The sequence below is a fragment of the Acidisphaera rubrifaciens HS-AP3 genome (genome assembly GCF_000964365.1).
In the GTDB taxonomy this organism is placed as follows: domain Bacteria; phylum Pseudomonadota; class Alphaproteobacteria; order Acetobacterales; family Acetobacteraceae; genus Acidisphaera; species Acidisphaera rubrifaciens.
Window position 1 is genome coordinate 1 of sequence record NZ_BANB01000735.1, and the last position, 1,228, is coordinate 1,228.

2 protein-coding genes are annotated in these 1,228 nt (G+C 72.9%); both read right to left on the reverse strand.

Annotated elements, in window-relative coordinates:
* Positions 1-318: 318 nt before the first annotated feature.
* Complete coding sequence (locus B8460_RS22290; protein WP_158322956.1) at positions 319-480, reverse strand: hypothetical protein; 162 nt, start codon at positions 478-480, stop codon at positions 319-321.
* A 78-nt stretch (positions 481-558) separates the two neighbouring features.
* Positions 559-1,228, reverse strand: a 670-nt coding sequence (locus tag B8460_RS17090; protein ID WP_048862825.1) for an SDR family NAD(P)-dependent oxidoreductase, incomplete at its 5' end; no start/stop codon positions are given.

Below are 1,228 nucleotides of genomic sequence, written 5' to 3' on the forward strand. Positions count from 1 at the left end.
TCGCGTCGCGGACGAAGTGGCCGACATCGGCCTGCGTCACCGGCTGGATCGACTGTGCCTGGGCCGGCTGGGCGACAGCGGCGCCGGCGGTCAGCGCGAGGGCGGTGGCGGCGGCGAAGATGGTGTTGCGGATCATGATGAAGTCCTCCGGTTGCTGGCGGGCGTCCGGAAGGGCGCCTCGTCCTTGGCGCAAGGTATGGCCCCGATCGCGGCGGCGCGGCAGCCGCGCCGTCGTCCTAAGTCTCATGCCGGATGACGCATAAGTCACCGGGCGGACACGGACATTCATGTGGCATACGGGAGGGATCGGCGCGGCCGCTATGGGGTCGGTGATCTCTCCGGCACGCAGACCGTGTGGGTATAGGGCGTGGTGATGGCCGCCTGTGCGTGCGCGCAGGCGGCGGCGTCGGCGAACGGGACGTGGTCCACCGCCGCGGCCGTCCCATTCATCCCGATGATGATGATGATCAGATAGACCATCGCCCCCGCCGCCGCCCCCGTCGCCGCCCCCGTCGCCGCCCCGTTGTCCTGCCCCCTCGTTGTCCTGGCCCTGGCGGATCAGCGGTGCGGGCGCCCCGCGAAGGGCAGCATCGCCGACAGGCCGCCATCGACCGCGAGCGCCTGTCCGTTGACATAGGACGCGGCGTCGCTGGCGAGGAACAGCGCGGCGGCGGCGATTTCCTCGGGCAGGCCGTGGCGTTGCAGCGGGTTGAGCTGGCCGATCTTGTCGGTGGTGCCGCGGGCGCGGGCGCGGTCGAAGATCGGGCGGGTCATGCCGGTCTCGATCAGGCCGGGGCAGACGGCGTTGACCCGCACCCCGGTGCCGGTGAGCGAGGCGGCGGCGGTCTGCACGAGGCTGATCACCCCCGCCTTGCTCGCGGCATAGGGCGCGCTGGAGGCGTTGGCGCGCAGCCCGGCGACGGAGGCGGTGCAGACGATGGCCCCGCCCCCGGCCTCGGCCAGGATGGGGGCGAGGTGCTTGATCGCCAGGAATGGGCCGAGCAGGTTCACGCGCAGGATCTCGGTCCAGATCTCCACCGTGCTGTCGAACAGCGTGGTGGCGCCGCCGCTGATGCCGGCATTGGCGTGCATGGCGTGGATAGCGCCGAACGCCGCGCGCGCCCGGTCGATCAGGCGCAGGACGTCGGGCTCCGCCCCGGCATCCGCGACCTCGGCCTCCGCCCGCCCGCCGGCGGCGCGGATCGCGGCGACCGTCTCCGCCAGCCCC